Here is a 15,679-nt window from a genome sequence, read left to right as displayed (position 1 = left end):
CGAAGAAGCCCCGGCCCGTGCTGGGGCTTCTTCGTCGTGCAGCCAGCCGCATATGTATTGCCAAAATCGATCACCGGTAGCAAGGTAATAGCCTGAAGCTATCAAAGGCATTCCCATGAACCTGCGTGACCTGCACTATCTGGTGGCCCTCGCCGAACACCGCCATTTCGGTCGTGCCGCCGAGGCCTGCTTCGTCAGCCAGCCCACGCTTTCCACGCAGATCCGCAAGCTGGAGGACGAGTTGGGCGTGGCCTTGGTCGAACGCACGCCACGCAAGGTGCTGCTTACCGATGTCGGCCGCGAAATCGCGGCGCGCGCGCGCGACGTGCTCAACGACGTCGAACAGATCAGGGGCATCGCACGGCGCACGCTGGACCCCGAGTCGGGCACGGTGCGTCTGGGCATCTTTCCCACTCTGGCGCCCTACCTGCTGCCGCACGTGGTGCCGATGGTGCACCAGCGCTTTCCCCGGCTGGAGCTGCTGCTGGTGGAGGAAAAGACCGAGGAGGTGCTGCGCCGCCTGCACGAGGGTCGGCTGGACGCGGGCATCGTCGCGCTGCCGGTTCACGAGGACAGCCTGCACGCCGAATTCCTGTTCGAGGAACCGTTCCTGCTGGCCGTGCCGCAGACCCATGCGCTGGCCAGCCGGCCTTCGCTGAAGCTGTCCGACCTCACGACGCAGAGCCTGCTGCTGCTGGAGGACGGTCACTGCCTGCGCGACCAGGCGCTGGAGGTCTGCCACCTGGCCGGTGCCGGCGAAAAGGCCGGGTTCCGCGCCACCAGCCTGGAAACCCTGCGCCAGATGGTGGCCGCGGGCGTAGGCATCACCCTGTTGCCCACGCTGGCGGTGAAGCCGCCGGTGGCGCATACGCCGAACGTGCACCTGATCGAGTTCCGCGGCAGCCAGCCGCCCAGCCGCCGCATTGCCATGCTGTGGCGCAAGAGTTCGGCGATGACCGATTTCCTGCAGCAGCTTGCCGCGGTGTTCAAGGAGCTGCCGAAAACCCTGCTCGATGCGCACAGTGCCGCCTCGCCGCCGGTAGCTGCAGCGGCCAAGAGCCGTGCTGGTGGCCATAGCCGCCGTCAATCGGACTGATCGAGACAATCAATTTCATCGGCCCACCCCGGGCGACTACGCTCGGCCATGTCTGGGCACCGCCCACTCAAGCATTGTCCTCCCAGCCCAACGCCACGAGGTGATGTCATGAGCAATCTGAAAGGCTCGAAGACCGAGCAGAATCTGAAGGACGCGTTCGCCGGCGAATCCATGGCCAACCGGCGCTACCTGTATTTCGCGGCCAAGGCCGACGTGGAAGGCTACAACGACGTCTCCACCGTGTTCCGCTCCACCGCCGAAGGCGAAACCGGCCACGCCCACGGCCACCTGGAATACCTGGAAAACGTGGGCGACCCCGCTACCGGGTTGCCGTTCGGCGAAACCCACCTGAATCTCAAGAGCGCCATCGCCGGTGAGACCCACGAGTACACCGACATGTACCCCGGCATGGCCAAGGCCGCGCGCGAGGAAGGTTTCGACGAGATCGCGGACTGGTTCGAGACCCTGGCAAAAGCCGAACGCTCGCACGCCAACCGCTTCAGCAAGGCGCTGAACGAGCTCAACTGAGCGGTGCCCCGGCGGCCACCGGTCGCCGGCCACCGGTGTGCAACGGACCGGGCGCTGCGCCGCGGTGCCCATGGAGAAGCCCATGGCCGACCCCGTCGACGGCATCCGCGAAGGCAACCTCGAAGCCCCCACCCGGCACCCGCTGGGCCAGCAGGAACCCGCGTTCTGGGACCATGCCGCACTCGAGGCGGAACTGGAGCGCGTGTTCGACATCTGCCACGGCTGCCGTCGCTGCGTCAGCCTGTGCCACGCCTTCCCCACCCTGTTCGACCTGATCGACGAATCGACGACGATGGAGGTCGATGGCGTGGACAAGGCCGACTACCCCAAGGTGGTCGAGCAGTGCTACCTGTGTGACCTGTGCTACCAGACCAAGTGCCCGTACACGCCGCCACATCCGTGGAACGTGGATTTTCCGCACTTGATGCTGCGCGCCAAGGCGGTGAGCTTCCGCGAACAGGGTGCACCGCTGTCGGCGAAGATCCTGTCCAACACCCGCGCGGTGGGCAAGCTGGCGTCGATTCCGGTCGTGGTCGAGACGATCAATGCGGCCAACCGCAATGGCGTCGCGCGCAAGCTGCTGGAAAAGACCCTGGGCGTGGATGCCCAGGCGCGCGTGCCAACCTATCAAACACCCACCGCGCGCAAGCGACTGCGCGCACTCGACGGCCGTGGCGAGGCGCAACCGGCCGGGCGCACGCGCGGCAGGCTGGCGATCTTCGCCACCTGCTACTGCGACCACGCCGACCCGGGCGTGGTCGAGGACCTGGCTGCCGTGCTGGCGCACAACGACATCCCGACCCGGCTGGTCGAGCAGGAGAGCTGCTGCGGCATGCCGAAGCTGGAGCTCGGCGACCTCGACACCGTGCAAAAGTACAAGGAGCGCAACATCCCGGTGCTGGCGGCGATGGCGCGCGACGGCTGGGATTTCACCGCGGCGATCCCCTCCTGCGTGCTGATGTTCAAGCAGGAGCTGCCGCTGATGTTTCCCGACGATCCCGACGTGGCGCTGGTCCGCGACCGCTTCTTCGACCCGTTCGAATACCTTGCCGAGCGCCACCGGGCCGAGCTGCTGCGGACCGATTTCAGCAGCTCGCTGGGCAAGGTCGCCTGGCAGGTGCCCTGTCACCAGCGCGTGCAGAAGATCGGACCGAAGACGCGCGAGATCCTGCAGCTGGTGCCGGACACCGAAGTCGTCACCATCGAACGCTGCTCCGGCCACGACGGCACCTACGGCGTGAAACATGCAACCTATGCGCTGTCGCGCAAGCTGGCCAAACCGGTGGAAACACGCGTGGCCCAGGCCGAGCCGACCCACTTCACCAGCGACTGCCCGATGGCCGGCAGCCACATCGCCCACGGCCTGAACGACAAGCCCGAGGCGGAGCATCCACTCAGCCTGCTGCGCAAGGCCTACGGTATCTGAGGATACCTGTGGAAAGGGGTGTGATGCGGGAAAGCGCACTACGACCCGCCCCGGTCGACTCACTCACTCATCACTTCCCACGACCCACACTCGCCTCTCGCCCCCATTCACGACCTGCACCTTGCCCATGAACAAACTCGTCCGCAGCGACCTGCTTTCCCTCGAAGACTATGCACAGCAGCGCACCGACTTCCGCGCCCGTGTGATGGCGCACAAGAAGAAGCGCACGGTGCAGCTGGGCGATCACCTCACCCTGATCTTCGAGGACCGGATGACCATCCAGTACCAGATACAGGAGATGCTGCGGATTGAACGGATCTTCGAACCCGCCGGCATCCAGGACGAACTCGACGCCTACAACCCGCTGATCCCCGACGGCGGCAACCTCAAGGCTACCCTGCTGATCGGCTACGACGACGTGGACGAGCGCAAGCGCGCGCTGGTGCGCCTGCGCGACATCGAGCACCACATGACGCTGACCGTAGACGGCCATGAACCGGCCATTGCCATCGCCGACGAGGACATGGAACGCAGCAACGAGGAAAAGACGGCCGCCGTGCACTTCCTCCGCTTCGAGCTGGACAGCGGCATGATCGCGGACTGGAATGCCGGCGCAGCCGTGAGCCTGGCCTCGACGCTGCCGGAGCTGCGCGTGCAGGCAACCCTCACGCCCGAACAACGCTGCATGCTCGCAGCGGATTTCCTGGGCGACGCGCCCGCTCAGTAGTTCAGCAGCGCCTGCAGCGGGACATCACCCGCCCAGCGTGCGCGTCCGTCGAGAGCGGCCAGCTCGATCACCACTGCCGCCCCCACCAGCTCGACACCGGACTGCTCGACCAGTGTCCGCGCCGCAACCAACGTGCCGCCCGTGGCCAGCACGTCGTCCACCAGCAAGACCCGCTCGCCGGCATGCAGGCCACCGACCGCCATTTCGAGCCGGTCGCTGCCGTATTCCAGCTGGTAGTCCACGCCACGCACCGGCGGCGGCAGCTTGCCGGCCTTGCGTACAGGAACGAAACCAGCCCCGAGTTCCCTGGCCAACGCGGCACCGAAGATGAAACCGCGCGACTCGATCCCGCAGACCGCCTGCACATCATGCTCGCGCCACGGGGCCGCGAGCTGCTCGATGCAACGGGAAAAGCCCGCCGCGTCGGCCAGCAGGGGCGAGACATCGCGGAACAGCACACCCGGCGAGGGAAAATCCGGTACGGCGCGGATCAGGTCTTCGATCGGATTCATGTCGTTTCCTCGGTCGTCGTCATGACGGGGCGCCGGCGTGGCCGCCACGCACCCAGCAGGATACCGGCCAGCGCCAGCACCAGACCAAGCCAGTCCGCCACCGACGTGGCCCGGTGGAACAAAAGCACGTCAAGCACGAATGCCAGCGACGGCTGCAGCAACAGCAGCAAGCCCACCAGCGAGGCCGGCAGGTTCGGCATCGCCCGCACGATCAACAGCCAGGCCAGTACCTGACCGAAAAGCCCCAGTCCAAGCAGGGCGCTCCAGTTGCGCAGGCCGTGCAGGGCGAAGCTGTCGCCGCGCCACCATCCCAGCAGCCAAAGCAGCACGGCACTGAGCAGGCTCATCAGGCCCAGCAACTGCGCTGCCGACATGTGCGTCCGTCCCGACAGCGCACTCCGGAAACTGAGCAGATAAAGCGTATAAGCCAGAGCGCTGCCCAGGCCAAGCCACACGCCGAGACGATGACGCTCGTCGAGCACCTCCCAGTGGACACCGACCAGCAGCCACAAGCCCGCCATCGCCAACAGCATGCCCGGCACGAACCCGCGGGCCAGCCGCTCGCGATAGAACAAGGCGCCCACCAGGGCCAGCAGGAATACCTGCACATTGGTCAGCAGGGTCGCCACGCCCGGCCCCACCCAGAGAATGCTGTGGTGCCATTGCGCCAGGTCGGCCGCGAAACCCAAGGCAGGCAGCAGTGCCAAGCCGATATCGCGCAGATGGATCTTGCGCCACTGCCCGCGCAGTGCGACCCAGGCAAGCAGCACCACGCCGCCGAACAGCATGCGATAGAACGCCGAGACGGTAGGCGGCACGTGAGCCAGCGCCACAAAAATGCTGGTGCTGGAAAGCATTGCCGCACCCACGCCCATGCGCACGACCGCGCCACGTGCCGACAGCTCCGGCACGGCGTGCACGGGCACGTCGGACATCGATGCGCTCATGGCTGGATTCAGCAGGCCGCCGGCGTCATGCCGTCCGCGGCATCGTCCATGCTGGCCAGGGCTTCGCGTGCCTCGACCAGCATCGCCTCGATCTGGCGCACGATGGTCTCGGCCTCCGGCAGGCAAGTCTCCGGCACCGATACGGTCATGTAATCACGGGCCGGCAGCTGGCCGACCGCACCGATCAGGTATTCGCCGCTGATGAAGGCCGGAATCTCCGCGCGTTCCAGTGCGTCCCGCACCAGATGGGCGTCGAACAGGTTTTCGGCTCGGTAGACGATGTGCATGGACGCACGCTACCGCTGCGCCACGGCGCCTGCAAGCGACGACACGCAGGCCGGCACTCAGTGCGACAGCCCGAGCAGTTCCTGCAGAATGACGCGATCGGCCGGCGCCAGCGACAGCGCATCGACACCGGCCGGTTCGGCCCAGCGCAAGGCCTGACCTTCCAGCGATGCCGGTTCGCCCTGCCAGCGGGTAACGCACCATGCGTCGAGCAGCAGCTGCCGCTCGCCATACTGCCAGGGTACCCGGATCAGCGGGGTTGCCGTGGACGGATCGATCGCCACGCCCAGCTCTTCGCGCAACTCACGCGCCAGGCCCTGCAACGGGCTTTCGCCGGGTTCGAGCTTGCCGCCGGGAAATTCCCAGGCACCGGCCAGATGCTTGCCAGGCGGGCGCTGCGCCAGCAGCACGCGGCCCTGGCCATCGATCAGCGCGCCAGCCATCACATGCAGCGGCGACGGACGCGCATCCATCGGAGCCGCTCAGCTGCCGTGGACGTATTCGACCATGTCGAAATCGTAGGCGTGCGCCGCGTCCTTCTTGTGGTGCGTGCGCGAGACTTCGGTCCATTCGCTGAAATGCACGCCGGGGAAGAAGGTATCGGCGCCGTCGATCGCGGCATTCACCCAGGTCAGGTACATGCGACGGGCGAACGGCAACGCTTCGCGGAATACCTGGCCACCACCGATCACCATCAGCCCGGTACCCCCACTGCGCGCCAGCGCCTCGTCGAACGAGCGCACGGTGATCTGCCCGGGGAACGGCGCCTCATGCTTGCGCGAAAGCACCAGATTCGTGCGCTCGGGCAACACCCGGCCGATCGACACGGCAGTGTTGTAACCCATCAGCACGTACTTGCCGACGGTCAGCTGCTTGAACCAGCGCAGGTCGTCCGGCAGGTGCCAGGGCAGCTCGCCCTTGCGGCCGATGGCCATGTTCTCGTCCAGCGCTGCAATCAAGGAAATGGCCATTGGTGCTCCAGAGGAAAAGGTGGGTCGAACGGCATATGCCAAAACGGCACGGCCGCCTCATCCTGACCGCCTATTGTAGCCAGTCGCGAGGTCGAACGGACATGACTCGTGCAATCGGCGGCCCGACGCCACGGATGACCGGACCCAGCCGAGCCGGGCGAGGGCCGTACATGCCACCATTTCGCGACCGGCACGGGTTCTTCGCGGGACACAACCGGCTTCCGCCGCATGCGCGGCTGCAGGGCTGCCGCTACACCGCCACCGGAGCCCTGATCGCCGGGTGCGGGGCGTAAGCTTCGATGGCGATGTCCTCGAAGCGGAAGTCCTCCAGCCGGCGCACCTCGGGGTTCAATACCAGTCGCGGCAACGGGCGCGGTTCGCGAGTGAGCTGCAGCTGCGCCTGTTCAAGGTGATTGCTGTACAGGTGGGCATCGCCCAGGGTGTGCACGAAATCGCCCACACCCAGCCCACAGACCTGCGCCACCATGTGGGTGAGCAGGGCGTAGCTGGCGATGTTGAACGGCACGCCCAGGAAAATGTCGCCCGAACGCTGGTACAGCTGGCAGCTGAGCTTGCCGTCGGCCACGTAGAACTGGAACAGCGTGTGACAGGGCATCAGCGCCATCTTCGAAAGCTCGCCCACGTTCCAGGCACTGACGATCAGCCGGCGTGAATCGGGATTGCGACGGATCTCGTCGACCACCCAGCGGATCTGGTCGACCGCCTGCCCGTCAGCCGCCGGCCAGGCGCGCCACTGCTTGCCGTAGACCGGCCCCAGATCGCCCTGCGCATCGGCCCATTCGTCCCAGATGCTGACGCCGTGTTCCTTTAGGTAGGCGATATTGGTGTCGCCACGCAGGAACCAGATCAGCTCGTGGATGATTGACTTCAGGTGCAGCTTCTTGGTGGTGACCAGTGGAAAGCCTTCGCCGAGATCGAAACGCATCTGCCAGCCGAACACGCTGCGCGTGCCGGTGCCGGTGCGATCAGATTTCTCGGCGCCATGGTCGAGAACGTGGCGGAGCAGGTCGAGATAAGCGCGCATGAACGAAGGATAGCCGATACGCCCGCCGGCGGCCGGTCCATGACAACGGTCACTCGCAGGCGGCCGGGGCGCCGCCTAGACTGAAACCCTTTCAACCACCGGACGAAACATCATGGCGCAGTGGTATTTCAGCTACGGCAAGAATTCGCAACGCATCGGCCCGCTCGACGACGCGGCCGCGCGCGCCCAGGCCAGGCGTCAGCCGGACGGCTACTGCTGGCGCGAGGGTTTCACCGAATGGAGGCCGATCCGCGACACCGCCGAACTGGCTGCCGGCGACGAAGGCTTTGCCGCGCCGCCGCCGGTACCGGCCGGCCTGCACGGCGCTGCCGACGAGATCGATTACCGCATCGTCGGGCACGAGATGCAGTTCGTCGAGATCGAGCTGGACCCGGGCGAAAGCGCGGTCGCCGAGGCCGGTGCCCTGATGTACAAGGAAGCGTCCGTGCAGATGGACACGGTGTTTGGCGACGGTTCCAGTGCCGGCCAGAATGCCGGCCTGATGGACAAGCTGTTCTCGGCCGGCAAGCGCGTGCTCACCGGCGACAGCCTGTTCACCACCGTGTTCACCCACACTGGCAGCGGCAAGGCCAAGGTGGCATTCGCCGCGCCCTACCCCGGCACCGTCATGGCGATGAAACTGTCCGACCACGGCGGCAGGCTGATCTGCCAGAAGGACTCTTTCCTCGCCGGAGCACGCGGCGTGCAGTTGGGCATTTTCTTCCAGCGCCGCATCCTCACCGGCCTGTTCGGCGGCGAAGGCTTCATCATGCAGAAGCTGGAAGGCGACGGCTGGGTGTTCGTGCACGCCGGCGGCACCGTGGTCGAGCGCGAGCTGGCCTATGGCGAACGGCTGGACGTGGATACCGGCTGCGTAGTGGCATTCCACGACACGGTGAGCATGGATGTGCGCCCGATCGGCGGCATCAAGAGCATGCTGTTCGGCGGCGAAGGCGTGTTCCTGGCCAGCCTGACCGGACCTGGCAAGGTGTGGCTGCAATCGTTGCCGTTCTCGCGCCTGGCCGGACGCATGCTGGCGGCGGCGCCGCAGGGTGGCAACCAGCGCCGGGGCGAAGGCTCGATCTTGGGCGGGCTGGGTGACCTGATCGGCGGCGACCAGAACTACTGACTGCATCTGTCCCCCGGTCTGCAGACCGGGGGACGCCCTGCTCAGGCTTTCGCGGCGACGTCCGCCAGCGGCAGCGTCGGTGCCCGCCGCGACATCCACAGCAGCACCACACCAACCACGATCAGCGGCAGCGACTGCATCTGTCCCATCGTCACCCAGCTGGTGCCGAACAGGTAACCGAGCTGCGGGTCGGGCACACGCACGAATTCCACCGCGAAGCGGAACACGCCATACATCAGCGAAAACAGGCCGGACACCAGGTAACGCGGGCGCGGTTTCAAAGAGACCAGCCACAGCACCACGAACATCACGATGCCTTCCATCGTCAGCTCGTACAGCTCGGAAGGGTTGCGCGGCAACCCGCCATAACGCTGCAGCAGCGGCGCCCAGGACGGATGGCTGGCCACGTACTGCAGGTCCTCACCGTGCGCCTCGGGAAAGATCATCGCCCACGGCACCGTGCCGGGCTTGCCCCACAGCTCGCCATTGATGAAGTTGCCGATGCGCCCCAGCCCCAGGCCGATCGGAATCAGCGGCGCCACGAAATCCACCGTGTCGAAAAAGTGCAGCTTGTACCGGCGCGACCACCACAACGAGGCGACCAGCACGCCGAGCAGGCCGCCGTGGAAGCTCATGCCACCGTCCCACACCCTGAACAGTGCCAGCGGATCGTGCCAGATCCACGGCAGACCACCGGCGTAGTAGAACAGCATGTACCAGACGCGCCCGCCGATGATCACGCCCATCATGCCGTAGAAGAACAGGTCGCTGAGCGCTTCCCGGCTCACCGGCAGGCGGCCCTGGCGACGGCGGTATTCGCCCAGCACCACCGCGGCCAGAAAGCCCAGCAGATACATCAGACCGTACCAGTGCACCTGCACCGGACCGAGGTGGAAGGCCACCGGGTTGAAATGAACGACGTAAGGGTGCGTCATGCGGATCCGGCCGTGTGAAAGCCGCCAGTTTAGCGGCTCGCCCCATGTTCCGGCAGAACGGTTCCCCAACCGCTTTCTGCATCGCGATGGCAGCCTGCCGGGGATGTGACTGATCAAGCATTGACCACAATGCCGCGAACTTCGCTAGACTCGGTCGGGTCGGCCGCGCCATGCGCGGGGGAATCGATGGGCATGGAACGGCCGCAACTCAAGGTTACCAGGGGAAAATCGATGCCCAGCCGAATCATGCGCGCCATGATGGCCGCCTGCTGTCTCTCGCTTTCCGTGGCCGCCATGGCCGCCTCGACCGACCGCCTGCCGGTCGAAACCTTTGCCCGCCACGCCAGCTTGTCCATGCCCAGGCTCTCGCCCGACGGCAAGCATATTGCCCTGCGTATGGACCAAGGGAACGAACACGCCCTGGTGGTCTACGCGGTTTCCGACATGAGTCATCCGGTCAGCCTACTGCGCATGCCCAAGTTCGAGTTGCCGGTCGATATCGAGTGGGTGAGTTCGACACGACTGATCATCGTCAAGGGCAAGGAGTACGGCTCCATCGACAAGCCGTACAGCACCGGCGAAATCATCGCCACCGATGTCGACGGCAAACACCAGGACTACCTCTTCGGCTACCAGTCCGACAAATACGGCAGTCGTGGTGACACCCGTGAAGCCGATCGCGGATGGGGCTCGGTGGATGGGCTGCCCACGCCCGCCAACGGCCATTTCTACATGGAAGCCCAGCTGTGGAACAGCAACGACCACAGCTGGCTCTACGACGTGGATGCGACCAGCAGTGTGCGTCACCTGATCGCCGACATCGGGGTCGGCGACCTCGACTTCATCGTCGGCAACGATGGCTCGCCGCACTTCGCCTACGGCACCAACAGCAAATACGACTATGTCGTCTACCATCGCCAGAACAATGGCTGGGCGCTCTACAACGGCGTGGCGCGCGATGATCGCTTCGTACCGATCCGGATGGCACCCGACGGTACCGATGTCTACGCCTACAACAGCAAAAATGGCGCGCCGAGCGACCTGGTCGAACAGAATGAGAACGGCGGCGACCGCCGCATGTTGGCCCACGGTGGTTTCGGCAGTGTGGGCGATGTGGAGTGGACGGCACCGCCGCTGCAGCCGTTTGCCACCATCGACGAAACCGGCACGCCCCAGGTGCACTACATCGCACCCAACCTTCCCGCAGCCAAGCTTTACATGGCGCTGAGCCAGAAATTCCCCGGCGAGTTCGTGGATTTCATCAATTACAGCGACGACGGCAGCGAACTGCTGTTCTCGGTGAGCAGCGACCGCGACCCCGGCTCGTACTACCTGATCGACACGCACCACTACAAGGTGATCAAACTGTTCGCCGCCGAGCCATGGGTCGACCCCGCGCAGATGGCCGAACGGGTGCCCATGCACTTCACCGCCAGCGACGGCACCACGCTGGAGGCCATCCTGACCATCCCGCCCCATGCGGAAATCAACAACCTGCCGATGGTGCTGCTGCCGCACGGCGGCCCGCATGGCATCAGCGACAGCTGGTTCTACGACAACGACGCACAGTTCCTCGCCAGTCGCGGCTATCTGGTGCTGCAGGTGAACTATCGCGGGTCGGGTGGACGCGGCTATGCCTTCGAGCAGTCCGGTTACCAGAAATGGGGCACACGCATCCAGCAGGACCTGATCGACGGCGTGAAGTGGGCCGAAGCCAAGGGCTATGCCGATCCGAAACGGGTATGCGTCTACGGTGCCAGCTTCGGCGGCTATTCGGCCATGATGTCGGTGATCCGTGCCCCCGGCCTGTTCAAGTGCGCGGTGGGCTACGCCGGCGTCTACGACCTGGCGATGATGTACAAGAAAGGCGACATCAGGGAGCATCAGACCGGCCGCAGCTACCTGAAGCTGGCCATTGGCAGCAACGACGCCGATCTTGCCGCCAACTCCCCCGACAAGCTGGCCGACAAGATCGATGTTCCCGTACTGCTGATCCACGGCAAGGACGACCAGCGCGCTCCCTATGCCCAGGCCAAGGCCATGCGCGCGGCACTGGAAGCTGCGCACAAGCCGTTCGAATGGCTGGTCAAATCAGGCGAGGGGCACGGCTTCTACTCGGTGCAGAACAACATCGACATGCTCAATCACCTGCAGGCGTTCCTGGCCAAATACATCGGTCCGGGCGTGCCCACGACCCACTGATCGGTACATCTCCGGCAAGGATGCGGTGGCGCGAACGCCCATCGCATCCTTGCCTGCGCCTCGCATGAGCCACGCCGGATCGAGACGCCCTGCTGCGCAGGATCTTGCACTCCCATATCACTTTGCCTTAACGTCGTGATTACATCGTCAGTCCCCCAAGCGTGACGATGCCACTGCGTGCACACCCTCTCCCCAAGGGCTGCATGTCTCTCAAAAACGTGCCCTGAAACCGGCCCGCCGCGGCTGGCGCAGGTCATTTTTTGTTTGGAGTTTGCATAACAATGAAACAGAAGACTTTGCTGGCGACCGCCATCACGGCGGCGCTCATGCTTCAGGCATGGGCGGTTTCCGCACAGAATGCGCCTGCGGCATCGGCCCAGAGCACCAAGAGCACCGCACCGGCCCAGCCCAAGAACCTCGAAACGATCACCGTGACCGGCTCGCGCATCCGCAGCGTGGACGTCGAGACCGCGCAGCCGATCGTTTCGCTCGGCCGCCAACAGATCGAAGCCACCGGCCTGACCAACGTCAGCGACGTGCTGCAGCGGATCGTGTCCGCCAATTCGCCCGACATCACGCCCGAGGACACGCTCTCCTCCGGCCCGTCGGTGGGCGGCCTGTACACCAGCCTGCGCAACCTCGGCTCCGAACGTACCCTGGTGCTGGTCAACGGTCGTCGCTGGAGCACCAACATCGACGGTCTGACCGACCTGTCGACGATTCCGACCTCGATCATCGAGCGCATCGAAGTCCTGAAGGACGGCGCCTCCTCGATCTACGGTTCGGACGCCATCGGCGGCGTGGTGAACATCATCACGCGCGACCATTTCAACGGCGCCGAAGCCAACGTCTACTACGGCCAGAACCAGAAGGGCGACGGCCAGCAGCAGGCTTACGACATCACGTTCGGCACCAGCACCGACAAGTCGAACACCGTCTTCACTGCCACCTACCAGAACACCAGCGCCATCTGGGACAACAAGCGTGCCCTGACCCGTTACGGCTATGGCCCGCGTCATCCCCAGGACGGCTTCTACACCGGTCCGTGGGGCCGCGTGGTGGACCCGAACAATCCGTCCCAGAGCTACGTCTACAACCACAATGGCGGTCTCACCGGCAACACCGCCGACCTGGCTGATTACCACCTGTACGATCCGACCAGCAACGCGGACAAGTACAACACCAACCAGGACATGACCTATCGCGCGCCCTCGCGCCTGAAGAACCTGTTCGCGCAGGAACGCTACAACCTCACCGACAACATCACGCTGCACGGCACGGGCAGCTACAGCGAGCGCACCTCATCCTCGCAGTTGGCCGGTTATCCGTTCCAGACCAACGGCAACCAGATCGTGAAGATCTCCGGCGAGAACGCCTACAACCCGTTCCCGGGCCAGGATGTGTCGTTCTTCCGCCGCACGGTGGAATTGCCGCGCATCACCGACAGCACGTCCAAGATGTCGCACTTCGACATCGGTGCGGAAGGCTTCTTCGGCATCGGCGAACAGGAATGGAGCTGGGACGCGGACTACAGCTATTCGAAGGCTGACATCAACCAGCGCACCACCGGCAACATCAACCTGCTGAACGCCGAAAAGGCGCTGGGCCCGACCGCCGTCATCAACGGCCAGGTGGTCTGCGCCAACGCCGATGACCGCGCCAACGGCTGCGTGCCGTGGAACATCCTCGCCGGCCCGGGCGGCACGCCGCAGTCGGTGTGGAACTACGTCAACACCGTGGAACAGGCTTCGGCGCAGAACACGACGCGCGATTTCACCGCCAACGTCAGCGGCGGCCTGTTCGACCTGCCGGCCGGCACCGTGAACATGGCCCTGGGTGTCGAGCATCGCCGCCTGGCCGGCTCGTACACGCCGGACCAGTTCGCTTCCTCGGGTTACTCCACCGACCTGGCCAGCGCACCGACCAACGGCAAGTACACCACCAACGAAGCCTACGTCGAACTGGACGTGCCGATCCTTCAGGGTCTGCCGGGCGCGCAGGAGCTGGCGGTGAACATTTCCAGCCGCTACTCGCACTACAGCAACTTCGGCAGCACCACCAACAGCAAGTACAGCTTCCGCTGGAAGCCGATCAACGACCTGCTGGTCCGCGGCACTTATGCCGAGGGCTTCCGCGCACCGACGCTGAGCGACCTGTACGGCGGCACCGGCCAGAGCTTCGAGACCTTCCTGGACCCGTGCGACAGCGCCTACGGTGCAGCGGCGACCAACGCCGCAGTGGCCAAGTCCTGCGCCGCTGCCGGCGTGCCGGCCAACTATCGCCAGGTCGACGCCACCGGCAAGCAGATCAGCAGCAATTCCGGCGGCCAGACGCCGACCCCGTTCCTGTCCGGTTCCAACGCCAAGCTGCAGCCGGAAACGTCCACTACCCGCACGCTGGGCCTGGTGTACAGCCCGCACTACGTGCCGGGCCTGGACTTCACGCTGGACTACTACAGCATCCAGATCCGCAACACGATCCAGTCCGTGCTGGCCTCGGACATCCTGGACTACTGCTACATCCAGAACGATCCCAGCTTCTGCGGTCGCTTCACGCGCAACAGCGCCGGCGTCATCACCAACCTGAACGAGAGCCTGGCCAACCTCGGCACGCTCAAGACCGAAGGTTACGATTTCTCCGGGCATTACCGCCTGCCGAAGCTGCCGTACGGCCAATTCATGATCTCGCTCGACAGCACCTACCTGTCGAAGTACGACATCACCAACGGCCCCGGCAAGCCCACCGAAGGCATGGCCGGCATGATCAACGGCACCAACGGCCTGTTCCGCATCCGCGCGAACGCGTCGCTGGACTGGAGCTACGGCAACTTCGGCGCCACCTGGACCGTGCGTTACTACTCCGGTCTGCGTGATACCTGCTGGGATGTCGGCGTGGAGTGCAACGAGCCGAACTACACCAACCCCTGGATCGGCACCACCGGTGCCAGCAGCAAGGGCGGCGTGACCTTCAACGACGCGCAGTTCCGCTACAAGCTGCCGTGGCATGCGTCGTTCAGCGTTGGCGTGAACAACATCTTCAACAAGAAGGGTCCGTTCTACTACAACGTCGCCATCGCGGGTTCGGGCGAAGGCCCCTACCTGCCGGCGTTCGACATCGACCGTTACTTCTACATGTCGTACAACCAGAAGTTCTAAGCTCCCGCGAGCCGGACGTTCTGGAAGGCGGGCCCGCAAGGGCCCGCCTTTTTCTTAGCCTCGAAGCACCCGCGGATGCCGGCCATGCCAAGGCTTGACACCCGAATAGCTCTTTAGCAAACTACGCAGCTCACCCCGCCCGAATAGCTCAGCTGGTTAGAGCACTTGACTGTTAATCAGGGGGTCGTTGGTTCGAGTCCAACTTCGGGCGCCAGATTCAGTTGTCGGGATACCCCGAAACACAAAAACCGCGCCACGGCGCGGTTTTTTGTTGCGTCGACGTCACGCATAGCACCCGACAAGCCCCGCGTGGTCACCCAGGGCGAATGTCAGCGTTGCTCTAGCCGGGCCAGACTTCCGACCTGTCGCCAAGCATTGCCGTGATACAGCGCTGTCGGCTGTCTCCACAGGCCAAGGCTTACAAGCTGGCCGACGCGAGTAACCAGATGGCATCACTGGAAAAGATCGGCCAGATGCGGACATCCAACGTTGGACTGAGCAGCACTCATTATCGAGTCTGGCTTGATGAACCAACTCTTTCGACCGACCGGCACTGAATATCGCGCGCGGGTTTCCGAAACCAGGCCCGTGCTAAGGTCGCTGCTACCGCGGCCATGCCGTCATCCAACCCACGACCGAGACTGATGGAATGACTTCAACCGACCAGCCGGCAGTCGCTGACCAGCCACCCCACAGCAGCCACATGCCGAAGCCGATGCCG

Annotated in this window: 15 protein-coding genes and 1 tRNA gene; 8 read left to right on the top strand and 8 right to left on the bottom strand. The window is 64.8% G+C overall.

The genetic code is table 11. From position 1 onward, the window contains the following. Positions 1-115 precede the first annotated feature (115 nt). From oxyR to RA164_RS03185, 4 genes are all read left to right on the top strand, one after another. Positions 116-1,096, top strand: a complete 981-nt coding sequence (oxyR, locus tag RA164_RS03200) for a DNA-binding transcriptional regulator OxyR (protein ID WP_329742534.1) — start codon at positions 116-118, stop codon at positions 1,094-1,096. Positions 1,097-1,204: 108 nt separating this feature from the next. Beyond that, complete coding sequence (locus tag RA164_RS03195; protein WP_329742533.1) at positions 1,205-1,624, top strand: rubrerythrin family protein; 420 nt, start codon at positions 1,205-1,207, stop codon at positions 1,622-1,624. An 82-nt stretch (positions 1,625-1,706) separates the two neighbouring features. Continuing rightward, on the top strand, positions 1,707-3,050 hold the full coding sequence (locus RA164_RS03190; protein WP_329742532.1) for a (Fe-S)-binding protein: 1,344 nt from the start codon (positions 1,707-1,709) through the stop codon (positions 3,048-3,050). A gap of 127 nt (positions 3,051-3,177) precedes the next feature. Next, positions 3,178-3,777: a DUF3501 family protein gene (locus RA164_RS03185; protein WP_329742531.1), complete on the top strand. Its 600-nt coding sequence runs from the start codon at positions 3,178-3,180 to the stop codon at positions 3,775-3,777. Here the strand turns inward: RA164_RS03185 and RA164_RS03180 are convergent. The 6 genes from RA164_RS03180 to RA164_RS03155 form a co-directional block, all read right to left on the bottom strand. After that, complete coding sequence (locus RA164_RS03180; RefSeq protein ID WP_329742530.1) at positions 3,771-4,289, bottom strand: adenine phosphoribosyltransferase; 519 nt, start codon at positions 4,287-4,289, stop codon at positions 3,771-3,773. The two genes, RA164_RS03185 and RA164_RS03180, sit on opposite strands and share 7 nt — an antisense overlap. Next, on the bottom strand, positions 4,286-5,236 hold the full coding sequence (locus RA164_RS03175; RefSeq protein ID WP_329742529.1) for a DMT family transporter: 951 nt from the start codon (positions 5,234-5,236) through the stop codon (positions 4,286-4,288). Before RA164_RS03175 ends, RA164_RS03180 begins: the two co-directional genes overlap by 4 nt. A gap of 8 nt (positions 5,237-5,244) precedes the next feature. Continuing rightward, the gene (locus tag RA164_RS03170; protein ID WP_329742528.1) at positions 5,245-5,523 is read right to left on the bottom strand and encodes a putative signal transducing protein; all 279 of its coding nucleotides are present in this window, start codon (positions 5,521-5,523) and stop codon (positions 5,245-5,247) included. Between the two features lie 57 nt (positions 5,524-5,580). Further along, a complete protein-coding gene (locus tag RA164_RS03165) occupies positions 5,581-5,994 on the bottom strand; it encodes a (deoxy)nucleoside triphosphate pyrophosphohydrolase (protein ID WP_329742527.1) in 414 nt (137 codons plus the stop codon). A gap of 9 nt (positions 5,995-6,003) precedes the next feature. After that, positions 6,004-6,492 (bottom strand): dihydrofolate reductase, encoded by a 489-nt coding sequence (locus RA164_RS03160; RefSeq protein ID WP_329742526.1) that lies wholly within the window; start codon positions 6,490-6,492, stop codon positions 6,004-6,006. Between the two features lie 250 nt (positions 6,493-6,742). Then, positions 6,743-7,537 carry a thymidylate synthase gene (locus RA164_RS03155; RefSeq protein ID WP_329742525.1) on the bottom strand — a complete coding sequence of 265 codons (795 nt, stop codon included), beginning with the start codon at positions 7,535-7,537 and terminating at the stop codon, positions 6,743-6,745. A gap of 112 nt (positions 7,538-7,649) precedes the next feature. Here RA164_RS03155 and RA164_RS03150 point away from each other — a divergent pair, with 112 nt between their 5' ends. Beyond that, positions 7,650-8,666: a TIGR00266 family protein gene (locus tag RA164_RS03150; protein WP_329742524.1), complete on the top strand. Its 1,017-nt coding sequence runs from the start codon at positions 7,650-7,652 to the stop codon at positions 8,664-8,666. A gap of 41 nt (positions 8,667-8,707) precedes the next feature. On the opposite strand, the gene lgt is transcribed toward RA164_RS03150, so the two are convergent. Both lgt and RA164_RS03140 read right to left on the bottom strand, forming a co-directional pair. Continuing rightward, on the bottom strand, positions 8,708-9,601 hold the full coding sequence (gene lgt / locus RA164_RS03145) for a prolipoprotein diacylglyceryl transferase (RefSeq protein ID WP_329742523.1): 894 nt from the start codon (positions 9,599-9,601) through the stop codon (positions 8,708-8,710). Positions 9,602-9,714: 113 nt separating this feature from the next. Next, the gene (locus RA164_RS03140) at positions 9,715-9,957 is read right to left on the bottom strand and encodes a hypothetical protein (RefSeq protein WP_329742522.1); all 243 of its coding nucleotides are present in this window, start codon (positions 9,955-9,957) and stop codon (positions 9,715-9,717) included. Between RA164_RS03140 and RA164_RS03135 the strand changes: the two genes are divergently transcribed. The 3 genes from RA164_RS03135 (at position 9,956) to RA164_RS03125 (ending at position 15,172) form a co-directional block, all read left to right on the top strand. Then, entirely contained in the window at positions 9,956-11,803 is a 1,848-nt protein-coding gene (locus RA164_RS03135; protein WP_329742521.1) for an alpha/beta hydrolase family protein, read from the top strand. The genes RA164_RS03140 and RA164_RS03135 overlap by 2 nt on opposite strands. A 281-nt stretch (positions 11,804-12,084) precedes the next feature. Continuing rightward, positions 12,085-14,958: a TonB-dependent receptor plug domain-containing protein gene (locus tag RA164_RS03130; RefSeq protein ID WP_329742520.1), complete on the top strand. Its 2,874-nt coding sequence runs from the start codon at positions 12,085-12,087 to the stop codon at positions 14,956-14,958. 137 nt (positions 14,959-15,095) lie between these two features. Continuing rightward, positions 15,096-15,172 (top strand) — tRNA-Asn (locus RA164_RS03125). Positions 15,173-15,679: the final 507 nt, after the last annotated feature.

Origin of the sequence: Dyella sp. A6 (genome assembly GCF_036320485.1) — a bacterium.
Lineage (GTDB): Bacteria > Pseudomonadota > Gammaproteobacteria > Xanthomonadales > Rhodanobacteraceae > Rhodanobacter_A > Rhodanobacter_A aluminiiresistens.
Note: the sequence above shows the minus strand (reverse complement) of the source record. Positions and strands in the feature narration are given on the sequence as shown.